The organism is Xanthomonas arboricola (assembly GCF_002940665.1).
In the GTDB taxonomy this organism is placed as follows: Bacteria; Pseudomonadota; Gammaproteobacteria; order Xanthomonadales; family Xanthomonadaceae; genus Xanthomonas; species Xanthomonas arboricola_B.
Map to the genome: position 1 here is coordinate 679,634 of NZ_MIGY01000002.1, position 16,545 is coordinate 696,178.

Here is a 16,545-nt window from a genome sequence, read left to right on the forward strand (position 1 = left end):
ACAGGCGCGGCGATTACGGCGCAGGTTGTCATGCCGCTGCATGGCACCTGCGCGCCTGAGGCAGACTATGCAGATGGACAAGATTCGGCGGTATCAATCTCAGGACTTCGACGGGTGCATGGCGCTGTTCGATGCAAATGTGCCGGCGTTCTTCAGTGCCGGGGAGCGTGCCGACTTCGCCGGCTTCCTGACCCATCACGCCGCGGCGTGGCACTACCAGCTGCTCGAGCGCGGCCACGCCATCGCTGGTTGCGCTGGCTACGCGATCGGCGCCGATGGCACCACGGCGAGCTTGTGCTGGGGCATGGTCCACCCGCGCCTGCACCGTTGCGGCCTGGGGACGCAGTTGCTCCTGGCCCGGCTCGACGCATTGCGTCAGATGCCGGATGTCCGGCGCGTCATGCTGGATACGAGTCAACACACCCGGCAGTTCTATGCCCGCTTCGGCTTTGTCGTGCAACACGTGACGGTGGATGGCTATGCGCCCGGGCTGGAGCGGTGGGACATGGCGCTCGATCTGTCGTCCTGTGTGCCGCGTGCAGGCCGCGCCCGGCAGGCACGGTAGCGACGTTGTCCACCGCGGACCGATGCCCGAGCAGTCTTGCAGACACCGAGCCTTTCCATAACGCCGCTTTTTCGAGCTGGTCACCGAGCGCGCCATCGGACACGACTCTCTGGGCACATCCTCGGGCGATGCAGCATCCCTAGCGCGCTGCGTCCTTTTTGACCTGGGCACGCGCAAGCACGCTCGCCGATACCAGAAGGTCCGGCAACTCCTGGCGGAAGGCCTCGGCTTGCCCCGCCTGCAGCAGCCCGTGAAGGCTTGTGTTGTCGAACACCGGCCTGCCCTGTAGGAAGAAACCGTCGCGGCCTTGCACGACGAAATGGAAACACGCCTGCCAGCGCGGATCCGGGCTGGCCGACAACTGCACAACGACCTCGCTGCCGGCAGATGCTGTGCCTGCCGGAGTGACCGTGATCGTTCGCGCGGTGATCTGGTGACTGCTGTTCATGGCGAACATGATCACGCCTGAGGCGTGGTGGCGGAGTGAGTTGGCGATGGCCTGCGACATGGCCTCGGAGCGGCGGCGCGGTGACGGCGCTTCGGCTCGGGCATGAGAGGAGTGGCCCGCCAACGGCTCGGTGTCCGCACCGTCATCGCACTGACGCCCGGTGTGGCCGCGATGGGGGGAACCTGAGGCCGTTTCGGCCGCACCAGCGCCATCCATGCAGCGATGCTCAGGCTTGCCTGCCGACTGCGGCGGTGCCGCGCGATGCGGCAAAGCCATGCCGTTTGGCGGCCCATGCCACCGCCAGCGTGGCACCAAGCAGCACCAGCAGGACGGGCGCAAACGCACGCACGCCGAACTGGTCGAGCAGGATGCCGCCCACAAGACCGCCACCGGCAATGGCGGTATTCCAGGCGGTGACCAGCATCGATTGGGCGACATCGGCATCGGCACCGGCCGAAGTGACCAGCGCCGTCTGGAACAGAGTCGCGCTGCCGCCGAAGGCCAGCCCCCACGCCCCGACTGCTGCGTAGACGATGGCCGGCATGTCGCCGGCCAGGCCCAGCGCCAATGCCGCAGCGCCGAACAGCGCCGTGCTGCTCAGCGTCAGCACGCGCAGATGGCGGTCGATCAGAACGCCCACCAACCAGATGCCGAGCACGGACGCGCCGCCGAATACCAGCAACACCAGGTCGATACGGCCTGCCATGCCGGCTTGCGCCAGAAACGCGGCGATGTAGGTGTAGAGCATGTTGTGCGCCAGCACGAAGGCCAGCACGACCACCAGCACCGACCGGATGCCGGGCAGCATCAACACGCTCCCGAGACGTTGCTGCCCGCCTTTGGGCTGGCCTGCAAAATCTGCGAGCTGCAGGCGCACCCAGACCATCAGCAGCAGGGCCAGCATACTCAGGATGCCGAAGCACACACGCCAGTCCACCAATGTGCCGAGAAACGCGCCAGCAGGCACGCCCAGCGACAGTGCCAATGGTGTGCCGACCATTGCCACCGCAATGGCACGCCCCTTCTGATGTGCCGGTACCAGCCGCGCGGCATAACCCGCCAGCAGCGCCCACAGCAGCCCGGCCGAGACGCCGGCCAGAAAGCGTGCCAGCATCGTCAGTGCATAGCTGGTGGACACGGTGGTGACCGTATTGGCGATGGCGAAGCCGGCGATGGCGGCCAGCAACAGCGGACGGCGAGCAACGCCCTGTGTGGCGACGGTCAGGGGGATCGCGGCCATCAACGAACCGATCGCATAGATCGTCACCGTCTGCCCCACCCAGGCTTCGGAGACCCGCAAGCCGTTTGCCATCTGCGGCAGCAAGCCTGCGGGCAGCGCTTCGGTGAGGATGGTGATGAACGCCGCCATGGCCAGTGCCAGCAGTGATGCCAGCGGCAGACGATCGTTACGAGGCGACCTCACTGCCCTGCCCTCACTGCGGCATACACCGCATCACGCAGATCGGTGACGAAGCGGCCCGACATGCCTTCGTAGAGCGTATTGGTGAAGGCGACCACACTCAATCCTGCCGCTCGGTCCACGCACCAGGAATGACCGTAGGCTCCACCCCAACGCCAAGTCCCTGCGGACTCGGGCGATGCGGCAAGCGCGGGGTCACGCAAGACCGAGAAACCCAGCCCGAAGCCAAGCCCGGGAAGATCCGGCAGGGCGGCGCCATCCGTGTGGTCGCGCGCCGCCTCCTGGATCAGCCTGTCAGGCAGCAATCGGCCGCCACCGGTACGCAAGGCTTCCAGCAGCCGCAGGAAGTCACCGGCGGTCCCCACCATGCCCGCCCCACCGGAAGCAAACGCACCCGGATCGAAACCACGCGCCGGGCTGTAGGCGATGCCGATTGCACCCTCGAAGGCGGAGACGGTTTCTCCTTCCTCCAGGCGATGCGGCCGCGGCCGATCACTGACGTATGCGGTGGTCATGCGCACCACATCGGAGGTGGAAAAGTCGGTGTCCGACATTGCGAGTGGCCCGGTGACCAGGGTGCGCACCGCCTCGTTCAACGGGGCATCGAGCACCCGCTCGATCAATGCACCCAGCACGTCGCTGGCCAGCGAGTAGCCCCAGGCCGTGCCGGGAACATAGAGCAAGGGCACGCTAGCGATACGACGCAGGTTTTCCTCCAGGCTGACGCCGGAGGCATCCATGCCGTCGGACACGCCGGCCAAGGCATAAGGCCCGTTTGCGTCGGGCTCGAGGAAACGGTAGCCCAGCCCCGCGGTGTGGCTCAGCAACTGCCGCGCGGTCATCCGCGCGCGGCGGCCATCGGCCAGCCGTGGCTGGAAGTCGGGCAACCAACGCGCGATGTCCGCGTCGAGGTCCAGGCGACCTTGCGCGACCAGTACCAACGCAGCCGTCGACACGATGGGCTTGCTGACCGAGGCAAGACGAAACAGCGCATCCACGCGCATCGCACGGCGGCTTTCCCGGTCCGCCCAGCCGGCCGCCTGGCGATGCACCAGCTTGCCGTTGCGTGCAACCAGCACCACCGCCCCGACCAGACGCTGATCGTCCAGTGCATGCTGCACGACAGCCTCGATTCGATTGGATGACACGGAAGTGCCCAGGTCCGGATGCCGCGAAGATGGAGGCGTGCTCATGGGAGTGCATTACCGGTGACTGATCCGTGCAGGTTAGACAGCCTTTGACTGCAGAAAAACCGGGGTACAGTTCCTGATTGTGCGGACGCTGATGTCCGCAATGAGGGATGCAGTGGACAGTCTCAGCGGGTTCGTGGTGTTCGTGCAGGTCGCCGAAACGCGCAGCTTCGTGGCAGCGGGCCGGCAGCTGGGCGTCTCCGCATCGGCGGTCGGCAAACGCGTGGCGCGGCTGGAAGAAAAGCTAGGCGTGCGTCTCTTCCATCGCAGTACGCGCAGCGTCACGCTGACTGCCGAAGGCGTGCTGCTTCTGGAGCGCAGCCGCCGCATCCTTGCCGAGATCGAGGCTGCGGAATTGGAGCTGTCGCAAGCGACTGCGACACCGCGTGGACGCCTGCGCGTCAGCCTGCCGCTGGTCAGCTCGCTGATGCTGCCGGTGCTCGCCGACTTCATGCGGCAGTACCCCGAGATCGAACTGGACCTCGATTTCAGCGAACGCATGGTCGATGTGATCGAGGACGGCTTTGACGCGGTGGTGCGCACCGGCAAGCCCAGCGATTCGCGCCTGTCGGCAAGGCGCCTTGGCCGCTTCCAGATGATGCTGGTCGCCTCGCCTCACTATCTGGCGCAACGTGGGGTGCCGCGCGTGCCCGGCGATCTGCTGCAGCATGTCTGCCTGCACTACCGCTCTCCAAACTCGGGAAAGCTGGAGACCTGGCCGCTGCGCATGCGACGTCATGACACCGAACTGGTGCTGCCCACTGCGATGATCTGCAACAACATCGAGACGCGGGTGCATTTCGCGACACAGGGGCTGGGCATCGCCTGCCTGCCGGACTTTGCCATTGGTGATCTGCTCGCAGACGGACGCCTGCTGCCGGTGCTGGCGGATCACGTCGAGCGGACAGGCGTATTCAATGTACTGTGGCCCGCAAGCAAGCATCCGTCACCGAAGGTGCGCGCGTTTGTCGACTTCCTCTGCTCCCGCGTGTTCCCCGACAACGCAGACACGCCGCGCAAGCGAGCCAGGCAATGAGACGCGCACCGACACTGCAGTGAATGGTGCCCTGCGCGCTGTGTGGAGCGCGGTGAACCAGGGGACCGGATCTCGGATGGGTGCCGTGACCATGAGCCAAGGGCCAAGCGCCATGCCGACGCACACAACATCAGCACTATCACGTTAATCGCCACTGCGCGGCCAGTCGGTTTTTTCCTGACCTGCGTGAACGAAACAGCGAGCTAAACGTAGCCCGAAGCGGGCTGTTTAAGTTTCTGATCCCCGCGTCGTTATCACGTTGCCGAGGCATTCACGCGAACATCGTGCGGCCTGCCAGCCGGTGCTACCCACTGGACATGAGGACGACCCGCATGAGTTCCTATTTGCAACGCTATAACGTCGGGCGCCGTCTCGGCCTCGCCTTCGGAATCCTGATTCTGCTGTCGAGCCTGCTGGTGGCGACGGGCCTGGTCACCATGGCCAATGCAAGGCAGCAATTCGATTTCATCGTGCTCGATCGCATGGCCAAGATCCAGATCGGCAATGGCATGCTGGATGCCAACTCATCGATCCTGATCGCGCTGGGCACCTATGCCATGGCCACCAGCGATGAACTCAACAACGAAGCGCTGACCACCATCAAGGCGCAGCGCCAGCGCTACAACGAGTTGCGTGCCAAGCTCGATACGCTGCCCAGCTCCGAGGAAGGTCGCAAGATTCGCGCCGAGATGGATGCGCGACGTGCCATCTCGGGCAAGATCAACGACCAGGTCATGATACTTGCCGCTAGAAACGATAATGCGCCAGCTCAGGCCTTGCTCAGCGAAAAGGCGCGCCCGGCGACGATGGCATGGCAGGACAAGATCCGCGAGCTGGTGACGCGTCAGGAAAACCAGAGCCAGCAAGCCTATGCCGACGCAGTGGCGTCGATGAACCGCGGCAAGCTGCTGATCATCTCCGGTGGCGTTGCCGTGGTGGTGATCAGCAGCCTGCTTGCCTGGCTCATCACCCGCAGCCTGACCCTGCCGCTCGCACGCGCAACCAAGGCCGCAGAGGCGATTGCCAACGGCCAGCTGGACAATGACGTGGAAAGCGACGCCAAGGATGAAACCGGCCGTCTGTTGCGCGCGATGCGTGGCATGCAGAGGCAGCTGCAATCCTTGCTCGACGCGCAGAGCGACATGGCCAGACGCCACGATGATGGCCAGACCAGTTTCCGCATCGATGCCGCGGCGTTTCCTGGCGACTATGGCCGCATGGCCAAGGACACCAATACGCTGGTGGCGTCGCATCTGGCGGTGCAGACCAACCTGGCACGCATCATGGGACGCTACGCCGTCGGCGACCTCAGCGAGAGCATGGACCGCCTGCCCGGCGAGAAGGCGGTGCTGACGCAGACCATGGACGAGGTGAAGGCGAACCTGTCTGCGATGAACCGCGAGATCAAGCAACTGGCGCAATCCGCAGCCAACGGCGACTTCAGTGCACGCGGCGATGCCGAGCGTTTCCAGTACGACTTCCATGTGATGGTCGACAGCCTAAACCAGCTCATGGCCACTGCCGACGGCAACCTGCAATCGCTGTCGTCGCTGCTGCAATCCATCGCCGCAGGCGATCTCACCGCGCGGATGACCGGCGAGTTCAAGGGCGTGTTTGCGCAGATGCGTGACGACGCCAACGCCACTGCCGCGCAGCTGGCAGAGATTGTCGGCCGTATCCAGCACTCGGCCGTGTCGATCAATTCTGCCGCCAGCGAAATCGCGGCAGGTAATCAGGATCTGTCGCAGCGCACCGAGCAGCAGGCGGCCAACCTGGAAGAAACCGCCGCGTCGATGGAAGAGCTGACCTCCACCGTGCGCCAGAATGCCGAACACGCCCGTCAGGCCAATCAGTTGGCGATCGGTGCGGCGGGTGTGGCATCGCAAGGCGGCGAGATCGTGAGCAAGGTCGTGGGCACCATGGCCGGTATCGAGGCCTCGTCCAAGAAGATTGCCGACATCATCTCCGTCATCGACGGGATCTCGTTCCAGACCAATATCCTGGCCTTGAATGCGGCGGTGGAAGCGGCACGTGCCGGCGAACAAGGCCGCGGCTTCGCGGTGGTCGCGTCGGAAGTCCGCACTCTCGCCCAACGCTCCACCGCTGCGGCGAAGGAGATCAAGAGCCTGATCGACGATTCGGTCGAACGGGTCGCCGAAGGCTCGACGCTGGTGCATACGGCGGGTTCCACGATGGCCGAGATCGTGGCCAGCGTGCAGCGCGTGACCGACATCATGGGCGAGATTTCTGCGGCATCGCAGGAACAGTCGGCCGGCATCGAACAGGTCAATACCACCGTGACGCAGATGGACGAAACCACGCAGCAAAACGCAGCGCTGGTGGAAGAAGCCACCGCCGCTGCACGCTCGATGGAAGAACAGGCCGTGCAGCTGACGCAGGCAGTGTCGGTGTTCAAGATCAGCGAGGGCAGCACGCACCCGACGCGTTCGGCAACGCCGGTTGCAGCAAGGCTCAGCCAAATTGCGGGCCGACCTGTCGCGGTCAAACGCCCGCTACGCCAGGCACCTGCAACGAACCGGGCGGTGGCCGCAGGCGCTTTGCACGATGCAACCGACTGGCAGGAATTCTGATCTCCCGCATCGCAAATGGCCCGGCTAGTCCGGGCCGTTTGCTTTCGAGAAGCGATGGACTCTGCAGTTAACCCGCGCGCCAACGCGATCTGTCACTGGATGTGCGAGCGAACGTACTGCGTGCCCCTGACTGACCATCGGGCGCTGCATTGTCCGTCGACGCGCCTTGGCAGATTGCAGGCACCCTGCCCGCTAGCCCAGCTGCGCCCGCGCCGTATCCAGAGTGGTCATGATCTGGATCACTTCATCAAGTGGATGGAGCGGAGATTCCTTGCGCCCTTCCCCGATATAACGCGCGGCGGCTGTCGCTTGCCACGACAGGCCCGCGTAGCCGCTGATGCCGGTTGGATCCGTCCACACTGCGGGCGTGCCGACATTGTCGTTGCCGACCAGGCTCAGCGCGGTCGGATTATGGAATTCGCCAGCCAGGTCGATGCGGCCCCGGCCGCCGGTGACATAGGCCAGGGAGCTGCTGCGGGCCACGATGGAACTGATCAGGGTGGATTGCGCGGTGCCGCCATGCGACAGCACCATGGTCGAAAACGCATCCACGCCGGTGTCGGTCAGCGCGCCAGTCGTCGCGATCGCGGTTGGCGCGCCCAGGATCATCGAGGAAAACTGCACCGTATACACGCCCAGATCCAGCAGCGCGCCACCGCCGAGCGCGGGATTGCGCTGGCGGTGCGCCGCATCGTCAGGGCCACGTTGACTCAGATCGGCAAACACATGGCGAAGCTCGCCCAGCACGCCATCGGCCAGCAGTCGCCGCAGCACCGAGGTATGCGGCAGGTAGCGGCTCCACATGGCCTCCATCAGGAACAGACCGCGCTGCCGCGCTTCCTGTACCAGCACGCGCGCGTCGTCGGCGCGCGTGGTCATGGGCTTTTCGATCAGCACATGTTTGCCCGCGCGCAGCGCCAGCAGGCCCTGCTGCAGATGTGCGCTGTGCGGTGTGGCGATATAGACGATGTCGACATCGCGGTCCTCGACCAGCGCCTCGTAGCTGCCATAGGCGCGCTGCATCGCCCAAGTGCCTGCAAAGGCCTCGGCATGCGCACGCGTACGCGAAGCCACTGCGAACGGCTGTTGCCTGGTATGGCTGCGCAATGCGCTCACGAACGCGGAGGCGATCGATCCCGGCCCAAGTACACCCCATCGCAACGACGGCTCGCCCCGCCCCGGCAGAAACAGCTCGGGCTCGGGAAACACGGTTGGCGCCATGCGCGTGGCCTCCTGGGTAGCATGTGCGTGCATCCTAGCAAAGCGGGATTGGCGTTCCTGGCGATGCCAGCTTGCGCAGCGTATAGAACGGTTCGGGTGGATCGCGGCAGGCTCGGCGTGCAGCCCTTTCTACGGCGCAGCCGAAGACGCGCTTAGAGTACGCACGCAGAAGCTCCGGCGCATCGGCATGGCTGCGGAGGGCGATATGGGCCATCCGGCCGCGCCACGATCGGCACCCTGGTGTCCGCAATGCGCGTGCACTTCTGTCCGCTTTGCCCGCCTGACGCGTCACACGCCATGCACTGTGCGCTGCTTAGTTTGTTCCGATGAGCGCACGTATTTTATCGAACACCGTTGCCTTGGCATCGAACACGGCTTCAGTCCTGGGCGACGGACTCAAGCATTCGATTGCGGACAGGTGGCTCAGGACACACCCGACCCTGCCACTCCCCGGGCGCGGTCACACAATAGAACGCTGGCAGACGCTTGCCGATATCGGCGCAGAAGATCTATGCGTGGCGAAGTTTCTGGAAGCACATTACGACGCGCAAGCCATCTGCGCCGATCTTGGCGTGGACATCATGACGCCGCCCCAGCGTTGGGCCGTGTGGGCGGCTGAGCCTCCCGGCTCCGACATGCGTTTTTCCGGGCAGGCGCTCGACGGCACCAAGGCATGGTGTTCCGGTGCCACGCAAGTGACGCATGCCCTGGTAACAACGCGTCATGCAGGCGCCAGTTGCCTGTTTGCCGTGGCCCTGGATCAACCCGGCATAAAGATCGACAGCAGTGCGTGGCAGGCGGTGGGCATGCAAGGCATCGAGACAGCCAATGTGCGCTTCTGCGGTACGCCAGCGCGGCAGATTGGTGCGGGCGATGCGTATCTGACCCGGCCTGGCTTCTGGCACGGAGGCGCCGGCATCGCCGCGTGCTGGTTCGGTGCAAGCGTTGTGGTCGCCGATGTGCTGCGCGCCTCTGCACGCCTGAGCAAAGATCCGCATGCGGCGGCGCATCTGGGTGCCATCGATGCAGGTCTGGCATCTGCGGCTGCGTTGTTGCGTCAGCTGGCCTTGCGCATCGATGCACAGCCGGAGCAGGCGCATGTGCGTGGCGTACTGCAGGTGCGCAGCGTGGTCGATGCGGTCGCACGCGACACGCTGGATCGGGTCGCCCGCGCCCTGGGACCGGGGCCTCTATGCGGCAACCGCGCACACGCGCAGCGATGTGCCGATTTGTCGGTGTTCATTCGGCAGCATCATGCAGAACGCGACCTGCAAGCGTTGGGCGAGTTATGCCAGCAGGAGGCGCTGTCTTGGAGGATCTAGCCGGACAGCCCATCCAGGGCATGGGGACGACGGAAGCCACTTGGCGCGCTGCACCGTGTCTCATTGAGTTGCCACGCGCCACGCTGTCGCAACTGCTGCAAGGCAGCCAGCGCCTGGTGGTAGTGGCCCCGCACCCGGACGATGAGGTGCTTGGATGTGGCGGTTTGATTGCCGCCGCGCGTGTCGCAGGTGTACCGGTGCTGATCATTGCGCTGACCGACGGGGAGCAGGCTTATCCGGACGAACCCGGCTGGTATCCACAGGTGCTGGGTCCGGCGCGGCGCCTGGAACTGCAAGCGGCCGCGCAGCAGTTGGGTGTATTGCCTGGTGCATTGACCCATCTCGCATTGGGCGATGGCGCGCTGGCGGCATGCGAAGCGCACATGGCAGAAGCCATCGGCGATCTGATCACTGCGCAGGACACGGTGCTGGTGACCTGGGAGCGCGATGGTCATCCGGATCATGAGGCGGCGGCGCGTGCGACCTCTGCCGCATGCAAGGCGCAGTCTGCGCGGTGCCTGCAATATCCGGTATGGGCGTGGCATTGGTCGCATCCGGACGATGGGGTGTTTGCCGATGGTACTGCCCTGCGCCTTGATCTATCGCCTGCGGTGCAGAGCGCCAAGCAACGCGCCATCACGTGCTTTTCGACGCAGTTGGGCGATTGCACGCCGGCTGTCGCAGAACCGATTCTGCCGCCATCGGTGCTGGAGCGCTTCGCTCGGCCGTTTGAGGTATTCATCCGATGACCGCGCTGAGCGCTGAGCATTTTGAGCAGATATATGCCGATGAAGATCCGTTCGGCTATCGCTCGCGCTGGTACGAGCAGCGTAAACGCGACATTCTGCTCGGCGCCTTGCCCTACCCCAGATTTGCGCGCGGCTGGGAATTTGGATGTTCCAACGGCGAATTGACCGCGCAGTTGGCGCTGCGCTGCGACATGCTGCTGGCGACGGATCTATCGCAGCAGGCGGTGGATTTGGCGAGCGCGCGCGTCCAGGCACTGCCTTCGGTCTCGCTGCAGCAGGCCGCACATCCGTTGGACTGGCCGCAAGGTCTGTTCGACCTGATCGTTTTCAGTGAGGTGGGCTATTACCTGGACGATCCGGATTTTAAAAAAACCGTCGCGCTGTTCGCCCGCTCGCTCACTGCCAGGGGCTGTCTGGTGGCCTGTCACTGGCGACATGATTTCAATGGCGCATTGCGCAGTGCCGAACAGGTCCATGGCGCGCTGGACCAGGGACTGGTAATGGACACGCTGTGCTCCTATCAGGACGCGGACTTCGTGTTGCAGGCTTGGATGTCAGGGCCGTCGATTGCGCAACAGGAGCAGCTGCGATGATCGCGGTCACCATCCCGGCACATAACGAAGTGGATCTGATCGGCAAGTGCCTGCAATCCATTCTGGTGGCAGCCGCGCATCCACACCTGTTTGGAGAGCGCGTGGAAATCCACGTCGCGCTCGATCGCTGCACCGACGGTACTGGCCCCATCGCACGCGCGCACGGCGCAAGGACCATCAACACCTCTGGGGGTGTCGGCATTGCGCGTGCAGCGGCGGCATCGGCCGCCATCGCGCGTGGGGCGCGCTGGCTTGCCTTCACCGATGCGGACACCCGCGTGCCCCCGGATTGGCTGTCGGCACAGCTCGATTGCGCTGCGGATGTGTTCTGTGGCGTGGTGGAGGTGACCGATTGGCACGATTTCCGTCCCGAAACACGACAAGCCTTTCTTGCCAAGGAAATCCGTCGAGATGGGCACCCGCATGTGCATGGTGCCAATCTCGGCATGAGCGTGGCCGCGTATATGGCAGCCGGTGGCTTCTCTTCGCTGAAATGCAGCGAAGATGTGGCGCTGGTTTCGGCATTGGAGCGCGCCGGCATGCAGATTGCCCGCCTGGTGAAGCCGGTCGTCAATACCAGTGCCCGCCGCATTGCGCGTGCGACCGGTGGATTCAGCGATCACCTGGCCCGCCTTGAAATGGCCGTGCTGGCAGGCGAGGCAGTACTGCGCAATCAGGTGTAGTTTAGCGCCCGGTGCGTCAGCGGGTGTTGTTCGGCAGCAAGCGGGAGCATCGATTGCCGGCATTTGGATGGGCTCGCCGTTGGAAACATCGCAGGTAACCCGATTCATTGCGTTGATCGACGATTCGATCACGGTGGGCTGTCTCGACACTGGACAGCTCGATTATGCATATGGTCGAGCTGCACATAATCCGCTGCAGCCGCACTCCTCCGATTCCATCGCTACCTGCAGATCCTCATCCGAATCGCTTCCACGTTGGAAAAACGATCATTTCGCAACTTCCCCCACGTGCCGCAACCGGTTCGAGCCGGCCACTGCCGCTACCGAGGTTATGATGGACTCCACGATGTTTCGACACATTGGCCGGTATCGATTGACTGCACATACGGCTCCGGTGGACGGTGTCTTCGCCCCAGAGATTCTGGTGTCGCTCAATGATGGAATCACCCTGTATGGAAATAGGCGTGACATGCGATTCGACACGCAACTTGCGGCGCACCATTACGCCAGGCAATGGATGAGCAGATGCACCATCACCTCGACGGGCATCCTTGAGAGCGCATAAGCATCGCCCGCATGTCCAATTTCAGGCCCCGGACATTTCCGCTGCCGGAAAGCGCAAGGTGAAGCAGGCGCGCTGACCAGTCACCGACTGCACCTCCATATATCCGCCGCCCTGGCTGACCGCCGCCATCTGCTTGCACCACGCCCAGCCCCGCGCCTTCCCGCCGATTTTGTCGTGAATCAGGCATCGGACAATTGACCGCAGATTGCCGATGCAATGCCGCTACCATTGTCGTCAATGGAGAGGGTGACGTGGTGTTAGTTCGCAGTGCTTACATCGATCACGTATTTTTCGCGCAGGAAACGTAGTGTGATCAATGCATCCTCAGAAAATCTGCTTTATGCGCTCTACAAACGAAAAACTGATTCTTGTCGTCGAGGACGATGCTGACACTCTCGAGCTCGCCACGCTGTTGCTGACCGCAAGTGGATATGCAGTGGTGACCGCAATCGATGCGCAAGGCGCGCTGGAACATATCGATAATTTTCCGGCGATCGCGCTCGTTTTCACGGACCTGCAGATGCCGGGCTTGCTGGATGGCTACGGCCTGATTTCGTACCTGCGTGCGGACGGCAATAATCTGCCGGCGATCCTCACATCGGGCTTGGGGCATTCCCCGAATGGATTGCCGACCCGGACGACGTTTTTAAGCAAGCCCTACACCCGCCGCAGCCTTGTGCAGAATATCGAGGCATTTGTCGGGCATTAGCGACACCGTGAGAGCGCAGCCGCGCACCGGACGGTGCCAGTGCACGTTTCGGTCGGAGTGACCGTAGCGCCCTGGATCGATTGATCAGAACACTCCAGGAAGAATCGCTAGGGGCGCCGGATGCGGGGCGCCGTAAGACTGCTGCGCATCGCTACCGGGCATCAGCGTGCCGCACGCCGCCAGCCGGCATTGATCGCTTCCTGGCTGGTGCAGAAGAACCGCTCGCCCTTGGCAGGTGAGATGCTGGTCCGCGTGTAATCACGTTGCCCGGGCATGTGAAAGATCTTGCTGCCCTCGCTCGAAATATTGCCCTTGATGGCGCAGTGCGCAGGCGCCTGCGTCCGCGTTGCCACCCGAGCACGCTGTGCCGATTGCTTGCGTTTGTTGCGCCGGTAATCGGCGGGCATCTGAAAGGTGCCGGCCCAGAGGTTGTGCCGTTGCTGCTGCGCGTTGCGTTCGTCGGCGACGAATGCGGTGGCGTACTCGCGGTAGGCCACTGCCCAACCGGATTGCACCATCCAGCGGTTGACCGACTGCCCCTGCACGTAGCACTCGGCAACGATCCGTCCGTAGCGGTCGGTGTCCTTGGGTTGGCAGCGAACCGTCTTGTCGCGCAGGTAGCCATCCAGTGCTGCGGCGGAACGTCGGCCGCACGGCCACGCGCTACCCGCGTTGCTGGTGCATTGCTGCGCACTTTCGGGTGCATCGACGCCCCACAGGCGGATGCGTTTGTGCGCGACAGTGATGGTGTCGCCATCGGTCACGGTTGCGCGGCCGACCAGCTCTGCTGCGACAAGGGGTGAGGCGAACAGCGCGACGACAACAACCACCGAACATCTGAACAACATCAACAACAAGCCTCGGATGATCGGCAGAGCGTGGTCCGTCTGTTCTTGCCTTGGTGATAGCGTCTAGCCGATTGGCTCACCAGAGATCCATCGCACCGATGCCTGCGTCAGTCAGGGCAGACGCGGGGTCGGCACTGTATGCCAATGGGACGGCGCTGCCTATCCCTTGCGCTGGTCCGCGAAGATGGTGTTGCGCTCGGTGTTCATCGACGTACAGTCATCACGGCTGGATTGGAGGCCGATCAATCGCGGTATTGATAGACGGCCAACTAAAGGCCCGTGCCTTGAAGACTGGCGCCTCTGAAAGGTTGGATTGTTCCTGATGAGACCTACACGTGGCCCCTGCCCCATTGCACACCGGCGCAAGTAACACACCACATACTGCCCGGTTCTTTGCAGAACCGGGCATGCAGGCAGGCTTACTGCGCAGCCGCTTGCGCCGCGGCAGGCGCCGCATCCGGCGTCACTCGCCAGATCGTATTGGCCAGATCGTCCGCCACGATCAACGCGCCACGCGGGTCGAGCGTGACGCCGACCGGACGACCGCGAGTCAGGCCATCGTCGCCGTGGAAGCCGGAGACGAAGTCGATGGGGTCGCCCGCCGGGCGGCCATCGCGAAACGGCACGAACACCACCTTGTAGCCCACCGGCGGATCACGATTCCAACTGCCGTGCTCACCGACGAACACGCCGTCGGCGAACCGCGTCCCCATCGCGGTGGACGAAAACGCGACACCGAGTGCGGCCACATGCGAGCCCAGCGCGTAATCCGGAACGATGGCCGAGGCGACCTTCTGCGGATCCTGCGGCATGACCCGCGTGTCCACATTCTTGCCCCAGTAGCTGTACGGCCAGCCGTAGAAGCCACCTTCGCGCACAGAGGTGAGGTAATCGGGCACCAGGTTCGGGCCGATCTCGTCGCGCTCGTTCACCACCGCCCACAGGGCGCCATTGCCGGGCTGGATCGCCAATGCAGTGGGATTGCGCAGGCCGGTGGCGTAGCTCTTGTGGGCGCCGGTGGCTGGATCCACCTGCCAGACCTGCGCGCGGTCGACCTCGGCAATCATGCCGCGCTCGGTGATGTTGCTATTGGAGCCGATCGCAACATACAGATAACGCCCGTCGGCACTGGCGGTAAGAGCCTTGGTCCAGTGATGGTTGATCGCTGACGGCAAGTCGGTGACCTTGCTGGGCGCAGTACTGGCCTTGGTCTGCCCTTGCTGATAGTCAAATCGCACCAGTGCGTCCTGATTTGCCACGTACAAGGCGTTGCCGATCAGCGCCAGGCCATACGGTGCGTTGAGCTTGTCGGCAAAGACGGTCTTCAGCTCATACATGCCGTCGCCATCGGCATCGCGCAGCAGCGTCAGACGGTTGCCACTCTTGACCGAGGTGTTGCCCTTGGCCTTGATCGCGCCGGCAATCACGTCCTTGGGTTTGAGGTTGGGTGCACTGCCGCCGCGGCCTTCGGCAACCAGGATGTCGCCGTTGGGCAACACCAGCGTCTGGCGTGGAATGCCCAGACCGGTGGCGATCGCGGTGATCCGGTAACCCGCAGGCACAGTGGGCTTGCGCTCGCCCCACGCTGCCGGCTTGGCGATGGTCATGTCGGGCAACAGGCCTCGATCCGGCGCTGGCAGCTCGGGGCCGGCCCCGTGTTGTTTGAGCTCCGGTGCCTTGCCGCAGGAAGCGAGCGCGGCAGCGAGCACCGAAACCGACACGACAGTAAGGGCATGACGTTTCATCGGGCACCTCCCACACGCAGACTGGATAATCCCGACCATGTCGCAACCAGCGCGAATGCAGTCGCAATGGCTGAAAACACCAACGCTGCCGGCATGATCGCCCAGGCATCGCGGGCATGATGCAAGGCGTCGAAGAAGCCGACGATCCATGCCGCACCCAGTGCGATCACATAGATGACATTGCGGCTTCCGCGAGCGAAGCCGACGATCGCGCAAAGCAATGCAATGGTCGCCAACACCATCGCGCCGATCAACAACCACGCGGCAAAGTTGGCCCACTGGATCTGATGACTGCTCCAGTACGCGTAGTCGCTCAGCAAGGCACCGAGGAACAGCGGCCACACACCGCCGAGCACGGCTGCGTGGAACGGATGGATGGCCCAGGATCGGGCGGGCATGGCAGTCGGATTCATGGCGGACTCATTGGGCGCGTTGGTGAAACGTGCCCCGATGCTGCCAGCTGCCACGTGATGAGCGCGGTGATGCTGGGTCGTTTCCGCGCGATGGACTGGCCGGCAAGAGTCGGAACCCCACTCATCCTGCCGAGCGACCGCTGGACCGCCGCCATGGCCACAGCGAATGCCGCTCCAAGCAGGGCACAGAATAGGACCGCACCGGTGCGACTGCACGAGCTGCGTGGCCAGGATCAGCGTCGGCTCCCCGACCCGCCGGTGTCGTCAGCAGCACGCATCCTTGAGAGCTTGAGTTCCAATGCGCATCTGCAGTGACGAGCACCGGTCATAGGATCATGCAATCTGGATGGATGGAGCGGCGCTGCATCCGTCTCATGCTCGTTGCCTGTCTTCATGACAAGGAGACAGCGATGGGAAGCGCAGCCTCAATGCGTCCGACTCCGCATG

Annotated in this window: 15 protein-coding genes; 8 read left to right on the forward strand and 7 right to left on the reverse strand. The window is 63.8% G+C overall.

Annotated elements, in window-relative coordinates:
• Nucleotides 1–73 precede the first annotated feature (73 nt).
• Complete coding sequence (locus XarjCFBP7645_RS10040; protein ID WP_181126278.1) at nt 74–565, forward strand: GNAT family N-acetyltransferase; 492 nt, start codon at nt 74–76, stop codon at nt 563–565.
• A 139-nt stretch (nt 566–704) separates the two neighbouring features.
• On the opposite strand, the gene XarjCFBP7645_RS10045 is transcribed toward XarjCFBP7645_RS10040, so the two are convergent.
• The 3 genes from XarjCFBP7645_RS10045 to XarjCFBP7645_RS10055 all read right to left on the reverse strand — a co-directional run bounded on the left by XarjCFBP7645_RS10045 (nt 705) and on the right by XarjCFBP7645_RS10055 (nt 3,554).
• A complete protein-coding gene (locus XarjCFBP7645_RS10045; RefSeq protein WP_104537893.1) occupies nt 705–1,013 on the reverse strand; it encodes a hypothetical protein in 309 nt (102 codons plus the stop codon).
• Between the two features lie 226 nt (nt 1,014–1,239).
• Nucleotides 1,240–2,382: an MFS transporter gene (locus tag XarjCFBP7645_RS10050; RefSeq protein ID WP_104537376.1), complete on the reverse strand. Its 1,143-nt coding sequence runs from the start codon at nt 2,380–2,382 to the stop codon at nt 1,240–1,242.
• 50 nt (nt 2,383–2,432) lie between these two features.
• A complete protein-coding gene (locus XarjCFBP7645_RS10055; protein WP_308686429.1) occupies nt 2,433–3,554 on the reverse strand; it encodes a serine hydrolase domain-containing protein in 1,122 nt (373 codons plus the stop codon).
• Between the two features lie 172 nt (nt 3,555–3,726).
• Here XarjCFBP7645_RS10055 and XarjCFBP7645_RS10060 point away from each other — a divergent pair, with 172 nt between their 5' ends.
• Nucleotides 3,727–4,659 (forward strand): LysR family transcriptional regulator, encoded by a 933-nt coding sequence (locus XarjCFBP7645_RS10060; RefSeq protein WP_219842096.1) that lies wholly within the window; start codon nt 3,727–3,729, stop codon nt 4,657–4,659.
• A gap of 332 nt (nt 4,660–4,991) precedes the next feature.
• Complete coding sequence (locus XarjCFBP7645_RS10065) at nt 4,992–7,250, forward strand: methyl-accepting chemotaxis protein (RefSeq protein WP_104537378.1); 2,259 nt, start codon at nt 4,992–4,994, stop codon at nt 7,248–7,250.
• 192 nt (nt 7,251–7,442) lie between these two features.
• Here the strand turns inward: XarjCFBP7645_RS10065 and XarjCFBP7645_RS10070 are convergent, their stop codons facing one another.
• Nucleotides 7,443–8,471: a Gfo/Idh/MocA family protein gene (locus XarjCFBP7645_RS10070; protein WP_104537895.1), complete on the reverse strand. Its 1,029-nt coding sequence runs from the start codon at nt 8,469–8,471 to the stop codon at nt 7,443–7,445.
• Between the two features lie 407 nt (nt 8,472–8,878).
• On the opposite strand from XarjCFBP7645_RS10070, the gene XarjCFBP7645_RS10075 reads away from it, so the two are divergent.
• From XarjCFBP7645_RS10075 to XarjCFBP7645_RS10100, 5 genes are all read left to right on the forward strand, one after another.
• Nucleotides 8,879–9,793: an acyl-CoA dehydrogenase gene (locus XarjCFBP7645_RS10075; protein ID WP_104537896.1), complete on the forward strand. Its 915-nt coding sequence runs from the start codon at nt 8,879–8,881 to the stop codon at nt 9,791–9,793.
• Complete coding sequence (locus tag XarjCFBP7645_RS10080) at nt 9,781–10,542, forward strand: PIG-L deacetylase family protein (RefSeq protein WP_104537379.1); 762 nt, start codon at nt 9,781–9,783, stop codon at nt 10,540–10,542. The genes XarjCFBP7645_RS10075 and XarjCFBP7645_RS10080 overlap by 13 nt, the downstream gene beginning before the upstream one ends.
• Nucleotides 10,539–11,135: a class I SAM-dependent methyltransferase gene (locus XarjCFBP7645_RS10085; protein ID WP_104537380.1), complete on the forward strand. Its 597-nt coding sequence runs from the start codon at nt 10,539–10,541 to the stop codon at nt 11,133–11,135. Before XarjCFBP7645_RS10080 ends, XarjCFBP7645_RS10085 begins: the two co-directional genes overlap by 4 nt.
• Nucleotides 11,132–11,818, forward strand: a complete 687-nt coding sequence (locus XarjCFBP7645_RS10090; protein ID WP_181126280.1) for a glycosyltransferase — start codon at nt 11,132–11,134, stop codon at nt 11,816–11,818. Before XarjCFBP7645_RS10085 ends, XarjCFBP7645_RS10090 begins: the two co-directional genes overlap by 4 nt.
• A gap of 905 nt (nt 11,819–12,723) precedes the next feature.
• On the forward strand, nt 12,724–13,092 hold the full coding sequence (locus tag XarjCFBP7645_RS10100; protein ID WP_104537382.1) for a response regulator: 369 nt from the start codon (nt 12,724–12,726) through the stop codon (nt 13,090–13,092).
• A 161-nt stretch (nt 13,093–13,253) separates the two neighbouring features.
• Here the strand turns inward: XarjCFBP7645_RS10100 and XarjCFBP7645_RS10105 are convergent, their stop codons facing one another.
• The 3 genes from XarjCFBP7645_RS10105 to XarjCFBP7645_RS10115 form a co-directional block, all read right to left on the reverse strand.
• Nucleotides 13,254–13,940 (reverse strand): thermonuclease family protein, encoded by a 687-nt coding sequence (locus tag XarjCFBP7645_RS10105; RefSeq protein ID WP_104537383.1) that lies wholly within the window; start codon nt 13,938–13,940, stop codon nt 13,254–13,256.
• Nucleotides 13,941–14,359: 419 nt separating this feature from the next.
• Nucleotides 14,360–15,685, reverse strand: coding sequence for a PQQ-dependent sugar dehydrogenase (locus XarjCFBP7645_RS10110; protein WP_104537384.1), 1,326 nt, complete (start codon nt 15,683–15,685; stop codon nt 14,360–14,362).
• Entirely contained in the window at nt 15,682–16,098 is a 417-nt protein-coding gene (locus XarjCFBP7645_RS10115) for a hypothetical protein (protein ID WP_104537898.1), read from the reverse strand. Before XarjCFBP7645_RS10115 ends, XarjCFBP7645_RS10110 begins: the two co-directional genes overlap by 4 nt.
• Nucleotides 16,099–16,545: the final 447 nt, after the last annotated feature.

Bases quoted from the DNA above. Each gene is read 5' to 3' on its own strand.
- XarjCFBP7645_RS10040 (WP_181126278.1), top strand. From the start codon at position 74: ATGGACAAGATTCGGCGGTATCAATCTCAGGACTTCGACGGGTGCATG.
- XarjCFBP7645_RS10045 (WP_104537893.1), bottom strand. From the start codon at position 1,013: ATGAACAGCAGTCACCAGATCACCGCGCGAACGATCACGGTCACTCCG.
- XarjCFBP7645_RS10050 (WP_104537376.1), bottom strand. From the start codon at position 2,382: ATGGCGGCGTTCATCACCATCCTCACCGAAGCGCTGCCCGCAGGCTTG.
- XarjCFBP7645_RS10060 (WP_219842096.1), top strand. From the start codon at position 3,727: ATGAGGGATGCAGTGGACAGTCTCAGCGGGTTCGTGGTGTTCGTGCAG.
- XarjCFBP7645_RS10065 (WP_104537378.1), top strand. From the start codon at position 4,992: ATGAGTTCCTATTTGCAACGCTATAACGTCGGGCGCCGTCTCGGCCTC.
- XarjCFBP7645_RS10070 (WP_104537895.1), bottom strand. From the start codon at position 8,471: ATGGCGCCAACCGTGTTTCCCGAGCCCGAGCTGTTTCTGCCGGGGCGG.
- XarjCFBP7645_RS10085 (WP_104537380.1), top strand. From the start codon at position 10,539: ATGACCGCGCTGAGCGCTGAGCATTTTGAGCAGATATATGCCGATGAA.
- XarjCFBP7645_RS10090 (WP_181126280.1), top strand. From the start codon at position 11,132: ATGATCGCGGTCACCATCCCGGCACATAACGAAGTGGATCTGATCGGC.
- XarjCFBP7645_RS10100 (WP_104537382.1), top strand. From the start codon at position 12,724: ATGCGCTCTACAAACGAAAAACTGATTCTTGTCGTCGAGGACGATGCT.
- XarjCFBP7645_RS10105 (WP_104537383.1), bottom strand. From the start codon at position 13,940: ATGTTGTTCAGATGTTCGGTGGTTGTTGTCGTCGCGCTGTTCGCCTCA.
- XarjCFBP7645_RS10110 (WP_104537384.1), bottom strand. From the start codon at position 15,685: ATGAAACGTCATGCCCTTACTGTCGTGTCGGTTTCGGTGCTCGCTGCC.
- XarjCFBP7645_RS10115 (WP_104537898.1), bottom strand. From the start codon at position 16,098: ATGAATCCGACTGCCATGCCCGCCCGATCCTGGGCCATCCATCCGTTC.